The following is a 7,659-nucleotide window of genomic DNA, read 5'->3' as shown; positions in this document are numbered from 1 at the left end:
CTGCTCTACCAGGGGCTTCCTCGTGCCTCATAGCGACACGCCGACATCAGATCCGTTGCCCGTCAACATCATCCGACCAGGATGAAAAGGGCTCATTGTTGCTGTCTACGACGTGGAGTTGCCTTGCCGTGGTCCGAGCCGATGTGTTGTGCACTCATAGTGGACCGGCGGTGGTATCCGGCTTCCGCTGCGCGCCGGCGGGATCCACCACACGTTCCAGCGCCTGCAGATCGGCCTCGATCGACCGGAACAGCACGTAGGCGATGATGAACGCGGCGATCGCGCCCACGCACACCACCCGTACCGCTACGACCACCAGCGGCATATCTTCCGGAGGCAGGACCGTCACCCCCGCCACCGCCAGCAGCGGCACCGACGCCGCCACGGCCAGATACAGGGTGCAGTGGCGATCGAGTCGATGCAGGTGCGCCACATCGCCTGCGCCGATGTCGCCGTGCCGCAGGAACAACGGGTAGATGCAGCGCACCATGTAGAACGTCACCAGGAAGAACGGATACGCCACCGCCATCGCGCCGAAGACGAGCAGATCCACCAGTAAATGCAGGACCGCCTGTCCAGTGAACTCACCGGTCGCGAAGTGCATCACGATCGGAAATACGATCGCCGCGAGGCTCCACATCGAGAACGCCACCAGCACAGCGCGGTCGCCGAACAGCAGAGCATCCGATCGAGCTCGAGCCAGCACCCGCGGGTCGTACCGGCGTCCTCGGCGCAGGCCGGGTGGGACCGTGAGCAGACGCCGCGACAGATACAGCACGGTCGCGATGCCGACCGGGAAGAGCACCACGTTGAACGCGCCGACCATGATCCAGAACGTGTGCTGCGCCGGCAGACTCAGCCGGTCGACGATCAGCGACTTATTGTATTGGATGTTGGCCAGCGATGCGAGCAGGCTCGGTCCGGCCATGGCCAGCACCGCCAACGGCACCAGCCACGGCCGCAGCCGCAGCCGCCAGCTGTCCGGCGGCGGGTCGACCAAATCGCGGGCCCGCTCATCCAGGCATAGCTCCAACTGCTGAGCCAGTGCCGCGCCACCGGCCCAGCGCTGGTCGCGCTCGGGCGCCAGACAGGTCAGCAGGACCCGCTGCAAGGCCGCTGGGCAGTCGGGCGGGATGCGTTCCAACGCCGTCGAATCCACTCCGGCGCGGCGGCGCTGCAGCATGGCCGCCAGCGTGGCGGCGTCGCTGCGTTTGCCTGCGGTGCTGTCCTCGAACGGCTTGGCTCCGGTGAGCAGCTCCCACAGCACCACCCCCAGCGAGTAGATGTCGGCGCGGGTGTCGAGATCGTCGGCGCTGCGTTCGTACCTTGGATGACAGGCCTCCAGCTGCTCCGGCGACATGTACGACAGCGAACCGCCGAAATACGTGACCGGGTTTGCGCCTGCCAGATCCCGGCTGAAACTGATGTTGAAATCGGCCAGTTTCGGCACCGCCTCCGCGGTGAGCAGCACATTGGCCGGTTTGACGTCGCGATGCAGCACTCCGTGTGCGTCGGCGTAGGCCAGCGCCTCGGCCAGTCGGCGGCCCAGCCAGGCGACCGTCTCCGGCCACGACAGCGCCGCGATCTCCGCGCGCACACTGGAATCGGTGGGCCGGATCTCGCCCTTCTCCTCCATCGCCGCGTCGACCGCAGCCAGCAGCAGCCGCCCGTTGCGCTGCTGGGGCGGGGTGGCCCGCACCCAGCGCAGCACGCCCAGCAGTGTGCCGCCGGGTAGGAACTGCATGTACAGCAGCCGCAGCCGCCGTGCATGGGGCTTGTCCGGGCTCGCCTCGTCGAGCAACCGCTGATCGAAGACCCTCACGATGTAGTCGTGATCGAGCTGCGCGAGAGTTTGCGGTTCGGTGCCGCGATCGGCGGAGATCTTCACTGCCACCAGCCGCTGCAACGACCGCTGCCGAGCGAGGAACACCCGCGCGAAGGCGCCGCTGCCCAGGCCGGTGAGCAGGTCGAAATCATCGATGCGGCGGCCGACTTCGATCCGGTCCAAGCCGTCGACAGCAATCGCGCTGCTGTCCACCGCGCTGGACAGGTCGGCGGTGGTGCGGGTGGCATCCGCCAACCAGGTCGCCGAAACGGCGGAAACCTTGGCCGTCGATTCCGGACTCGCCCGCTGCGGGCTCTGATCCTCGTCTCCACCGGTCGCCATGTTCACCGTCCCCCGCCCGACCTGTACGGCATGATCGGCGAATCGCTCGTAATACCGGCCGAGCGAGGTCAGATCGACCGCGGCGGTAATCCCGCCGGTCCAGTTGTCGGCCCACACGGCGGCCAGCAGGTCGTGATGTAACCGATCCATGGTGTCGTCTTGGCCCTCGAGTTGTGCAGCATCGCCCGGGTCACCGGACTCGAGCACCGCAGCAGCGCTGGTCGCCATGGCACTGGCGGCCGCGCCCATGCGGGCCACGACGGGCTTCACCAATTCCGGAATCGCAGGCGCCGGGTGACGGCGGCGGCCGACGTCAGCGATGTGTTCGGACAGGGTGGCCATCTTGGCAAGGTCGCCGATGAGCTGAATGGCCGTGACTACCTGCCGCAACTCGCCGGCGACGGGCGCTTGCACAGCCAGCAGCCGCATTGCCTCGCGCTCACAGTGATCACGCGTGAGGTCGATCTCGCGGCAGATGTCGATCGCTTGCTCGGCCAACTCGAGATCGGCGTTCAGCAAGGAGTCCGTGGCAGCGGCGACAGCCGCGCAGTCGCGCAGGCACATCATTCGCAACCGCCCGGCAAGCTGCTCGAGGTCCTCCTGGAAGCGAGTCCGCATAGCTAATCATCAGCCATCGGCGGCACCGGCACTCGCACCGGACCCCAAGCCACCCGATAGGTCTCCGGATTCACCGGGGCGGTTCAGAGAGCGCGGCGCGCACTCAGCCACGCGGCCGCCTCGAAAGACATACGGCCAGAGGGTATTTGCGGATTGTAGCCATCCGCGTTTCACTCGTCCATGACCGCGCGGGGTGCGCGGAAGCCCTGCTGTGGCGTGCGGGACGGCCTCATGGTTGCCTAGCGATACGATGAGGTATCAAAGCTGACCTCTGGACTCGTTATCCCTGCGCGATACAGCTGGTGCTTGGGTCCAGATAGGTTTCTGCGGTAACCAGTTGTCGGACAGTCGCTTTAGTATGCCGCCGTGGGTTCCATCATGAACGTGTATCTGGTTGACATCGCCACCGTCGAGGCCGCAATCGGATCGAAGGACGATGCGCTATTCGAAGCGATCACGAAGCACTGGCACGACGCCGGGGAAGAGGACGACCGCGAGTGCGGGTGCGGGGGCGTGAAGCTCGATGCCAGGAGCGCGTTGCGAGCTGTTATCAACGGCGGCCCCTACGACGAGGACTGCGGGTATGCCTATCTGGAAGCGTGCGAGAGCATCTGCGCGCATTTCGGTGAAGACATTGATCAGGAGGTCTTCCACCACTCCTTCCAGCGAACGCTCGACGAAGCATTCGGGGAGTTGGGGATGTGGGACGAGGGCAGGATCGATCTGCTCTACAGCTTCCGAGAACACCACGGTCTTCCCGACCCGGAGTGGGCCGACGGCGGCTCGTGGAGCAAAGAATACTGCGCCGAAGAACTGGAACAGTGGAACAACTCGGACCCAGCAGTACGGGCCACGTTGGGTGAGTACGTGCTCCGGGATGTGGAGTCACGTGTCAATTGGATGCGCGCGTCGAAGGCGGCTGACAAAGACATCATGGTGTTCTGGGCGGGCTGATAGTCGAAGGCGGGTCGTCGAAGGATCAACCCGCCACCCCGACGGTTGCCGCACCACTCGGCGTGGCCGCCATCCTGGGATGGGCACTCGCCATCGCTGCAATGACGAAGTATCGCGCCCGCGTCCCGTACCGGGTCTAACGGACCAACAAGACGCGCTGCATTCGGCAGTTGCGGACGTTCCGCCGACCTCGGATCAAAACGGTCAGTTGATCTTCCGATGCCTCGCACTGGCCGGTTCGGTCAGCGCGGTATGCGGCATTTCCGGACGCCGGTTCGAGGGATTGTCTATTTCATCCCGAAGGCGCGGAAGAGACGATCGTAGATCTCGCGGATCACCTGCTGCTTGCGTGCGTTGTAGTCCATGACGTTGCCGCCTCCGGGGATGGCTGCTCGCTTGGCGTCCTCGTAGAGCGCGCGATCTTCGGGGTGGTCGCGGAGCCAGTCGCGGAACATGCGCAGTCGGATGGTCTCTGGACAGTTGGGGCCGAACACGTGCAGGTTCACCCGAGGGTCGGCAAGCCGCAGGCACCGATGCTCGTGGAACGACGGTTCTCGGACTGTGAGGTAGTAACCAACACATTCGAGCGGGTGGACGTACACGCTCTCCTGCCGTGAGTCGGTCACGGTGAGAACGATGTCGATGACATCTTTGGCGGCCAACCCCTCAACGGAGGTGGATCCGACGTGCTCGATATCTAGGACTGCATCGCCGACATCCACCGATTCGCCACCCGGGCACGGTTCCCCCTTGAGTCCTTCGATCCCGGTCCAGCGGTTGGTGTCGTCGGCGAAAATTGCGTGCCAGCCAGGCACTGCGGACTGATCCTGGAGCGCCGTCGTCGGCAAGGTGGTCATGAGCAGCTCGAAGGTGCTCAGCGATGCAGGAAGCCCGCCCGTGGTCTCGATGAGCTCGAGTTCCATGTTGTCGACAATCGCTACCAGCGGAGACGGGTTCAGACCTGCAATGAAGACGGCGGCCCGGAAGTTGTCCGGTCGATCCCGGAGCAATGCCTGTGCGGTAAACGCTCCGAGTGAATAGCCGACGACAATGACGTCACTGGTGAGGGCAAGCTCGTCGAGCAGGGCCCCGGCGTCTGCGGCGAGATCATCGACGGTGTAGGGCGCCGGTGGCGCGGATGCGGGCGGGATGCCTCGCGCGGTGTGCGCGATGACTTCGAAACCGGCTGCGCTGAGTTGGCTGGTCAGCCCCGAGATCTCCCATACGATCGACGGCATCCCCAAACCGCCGAGGAGTAGGACGGCTGGTCCCGATCCAGTCCTGCTCACACCGACCGTCAGACCTTCTCGTAGTCGAATCTCCTGCATGGCGTCCCCTCCCAATCGCCGGATCAATATCGCCGGGGCCGGTCGCGCCCGGTTCGAATTGCTCAGTTCGTCTCGGCCGGAACGAGGGCGCTCTCGTGCAGGTCGCTCTTGCGGGTGAACAGCAGCGCGATCACGGTTGCGACCGCGACGATGACCGCACCACCGGCGAAGACCTCCTGCACCCCGGTGACGACGGCGGCGTGCGCGGCCTGCACCGCAGCTTTGCCCGGACCGGCCGGCGGGCCGAGCAGCGGAGAGCCGGTCGCCGCGACCGTCTCGCCCAGATCGTGCGCGGGCCCACCGATCCGCTTGCCCACCTCCGAGTCGGCGAAGTGGGTGGCGACCCGTGACTCGAAGATCGCACCGGCCACCGCGATACCCAGCGCGACTCCGACCTGTTGGAAGGTCTCGCTGACACCGTTGGACAGACCGGCCCGTTCCGGCGCCACCAGGTTGATGGCCTGCGCCGCACGGGTCGGGTTGAATACACCCAGGCCGACACCGATGAGGAAGAAGCAGGGCAACAGCGCGGTCCAGCCGCTGCCGGCACGCAGCATCAGCGGCACCGAGAGCAGTGACAGTCCGGTCGCGAGGCCGGCGACAGTCAGCAGCCAGCGCGGCGACACCTTCACCGTCAGCGCACCGGCCACACCGCCCATGACCATCATCACCGCGGAGATCGGCAGCATGCGCACACCGGTCTGGATCGGGGTGTAACCCAATTCGGCCTGCACGAACCACATCACCAGAAAGATCGCGGCCAGCGCTGCACCCATCAGCAGCGTGGTGACTACCGCCAGGCTGTCGACGCTGACGATCTTGAACAGCGACAGATCGAGCATCGCCTTCGCGCCCCGAGCCCGTTCGACCGCCACGAATACCGCCAGCAACAGGGCCGCGCCGACGAACAGGCCCAGAATGAGCCCGCTGGTCCAGCCCTCGGCATTACCCCGCAGGATGGCGAACACCAGCATGGTCATGGCGATCGAGAAGGTCACCAGGCCGAGCAGGTCGATCGGGTGCGGGCTCCGGTCGCCGCGGTCGGGAATGCGCAGCCAGCCGATCACGATCGCCAGCATCCCGAGCGGGACGTTGACCAGGAAGATCCACCGCCAGTCGAGCCACTGGGTGAGCGCCCCGCCCACCACGGGGCCGCCCGCGATGGCCATACCGTATCCACCGGCGAACATGCCGAGTGCCTTCGCCCGGTCCGCGCCGGTGAACTCCTGGGCGATCAATGCCGGGCCGATGGCGAACAACGCCGCCGCACCGATACCCTGCACGCCCCGGGACAGGTCCAGGGCCTGGCCGTTGCCCGACAGACCGCAGGCCAGCGAGGCCATCGAGAACATGGCGAACCCGCCCAGGAACATGTACTTGCGACCGAACTTGTCGGCCAACGAGCCGGCCGTGAGCAGGAAGACACCGAGAGTCAGGGCGTAGGCGTCCAGCACCCACTGCAGGTCGGCGAGGTTGGTGATGCCGAAGTCCGCGCGCAGCTCGGGCACTGCGACGTTGACCGCGGTCAGGTCGATCATGAGCATGGACGTCGCGAGGGTGACGACTCCGAGCGTCCACCAGCGGGCGCTCGGGGCGACCTGCGGCGGTGCGAATGCTCCTCGGGTCGTGCCCTCATCCAATACGGACATCGCTTCGGCTCCTTCCGGCCGGGATGCCGAACGACTTCCGGCCACTCGATGGTCAGGGTTACGATTTGTAACTGAGGCCATCGTCTGTGACCAACGATCCGAGCGGAAGAAGGCACTTTCTTGTCACGCAGTTACACCGATGTATCCGACAAGGCTGCAGCCTGCGAGGCGCCGGAAACTGACGATTGCCCGTTCGCCGATGTACTCGAACGAATCGCCAGCAAATGGAGCGTGCAGGTCATCCTCGCCACGGCGGAACGCCCTGTCCGATTCACCGAACTGGAGAATTCCATCGAAGGTGTGAGCCGGCGGATGCTCACGCTCACCCTGCGCCGCCTCGAACGCGACGGTTTGCTCACCCGGACCGTGTACCCGTGTGTTCCACCGCGCGTGGAATACACGGCGACCGATTCCGCGCGCGAATTGCGCGACGCGTTGCAGGCCGTCGCGGACTGGGCCGAACGGCACCGTCCCACGATCGCGGCGGCGCGCCGGAACTTCGACGCCGAGGCCCGGAACCCGGTGGTATGAGAACAGCCGTCGCCCCGCCTCGCGAGGGCGACGGCCGAATACCGCCTCGAACGTCGGTGTCCCCGCGGAAACCGTTGGTCACCACCGTTACTCGTTCCGAGCGGGCTGCCCTGATCGCTAGATCTGATATACACCCACGATGACCAGGCGTTTTCCGGTTGCTCATGTTTTCGGCGTCCTGCCGGGGAATCGAACCTGCGACGCCCCGAAATTCCTCGCACCAGGCCCCGACCCATACAATTCCAGGGTTCTTCCAGTGGGACTCATCGGCAATAGCGGACGTTCTGCACCGCACCAGGCTCCGGCCGCCGGCGCCCCGCGCTGGCCGGTTCGGTCAGCGCGGTATGTGGCAGAAGAGTGCGTTCGCCAGGACCTTGGGAGCGTTCCTTGGGCGAACGCGGGAGCGGCTGGG

5 protein-coding genes are annotated in these 7,659 nt (G+C 65.7%); 2 read left to right on the top strand and 3 right to left on the bottom strand.

Annotated elements, in window-relative coordinates:
- Positions 1–154: 154 nt before the first annotated feature.
- A complete protein-coding gene (locus tag ACIRRA_RS45150; protein WP_402782042.1) occupies positions 155–2,785 on the bottom strand; it encodes a PhoU domain-containing protein in 2,631 nt (876 codons plus the stop codon).
- A gap of 366 nt (positions 2,786–3,151) precedes the next feature.
- On the opposite strand from ACIRRA_RS45150, the gene ACIRRA_RS45145 reads away from it, so the two are divergent.
- Positions 3,152–3,739 carry a hypothetical protein gene (locus tag ACIRRA_RS45145; RefSeq protein WP_402782039.1) on the top strand — a complete coding sequence of 196 codons (588 nt, stop codon included), beginning with the start codon at positions 3,152–3,154 and terminating at the stop codon, positions 3,737–3,739.
- Between the two features lie 287 nt (positions 3,740–4,026).
- Here the strand turns inward: ACIRRA_RS45145 and ACIRRA_RS45140 are convergent, their stop codons facing one another.
- Both ACIRRA_RS45140 and ACIRRA_RS45135 read right to left on the bottom strand, forming a co-directional pair.
- Complete coding sequence (locus tag ACIRRA_RS45140) at positions 4,027–5,067, bottom strand: alpha/beta fold hydrolase (protein WP_402782036.1); 1,041 nt, start codon at positions 5,065–5,067, stop codon at positions 4,027–4,029.
- 62 nt (positions 5,068–5,129) lie between these two features.
- Positions 5,130–6,716: a DHA2 family efflux MFS transporter permease subunit gene (locus tag ACIRRA_RS45135; protein ID WP_402782033.1), complete on the bottom strand. Its 1,587-nt coding sequence runs from the start codon at positions 6,714–6,716 to the stop codon at positions 5,130–5,132.
- 120 nt (positions 6,717–6,836) lie between these two features.
- Between ACIRRA_RS45135 and ACIRRA_RS45130 the strand changes: the two genes are divergently transcribed.
- Positions 6,837–7,247, top strand: a complete 411-nt coding sequence (locus ACIRRA_RS45130; protein ID WP_402782030.1) for a winged helix-turn-helix transcriptional regulator — start codon at positions 6,837–6,839, stop codon at positions 7,245–7,247.
- Positions 7,248–7,659: the final 412 nt, after the last annotated feature.

It is taken from the genome of Nocardia sp. NPDC101769 (genome assembly GCF_044766925.1).
Lineage (GTDB): Bacteria > Actinomycetota > Actinomycetes > Mycobacteriales > Mycobacteriaceae > Nocardia.
Note: the sequence above shows the minus strand (reverse complement) of the source record. Positions and strands in the feature narration are given on the sequence as shown.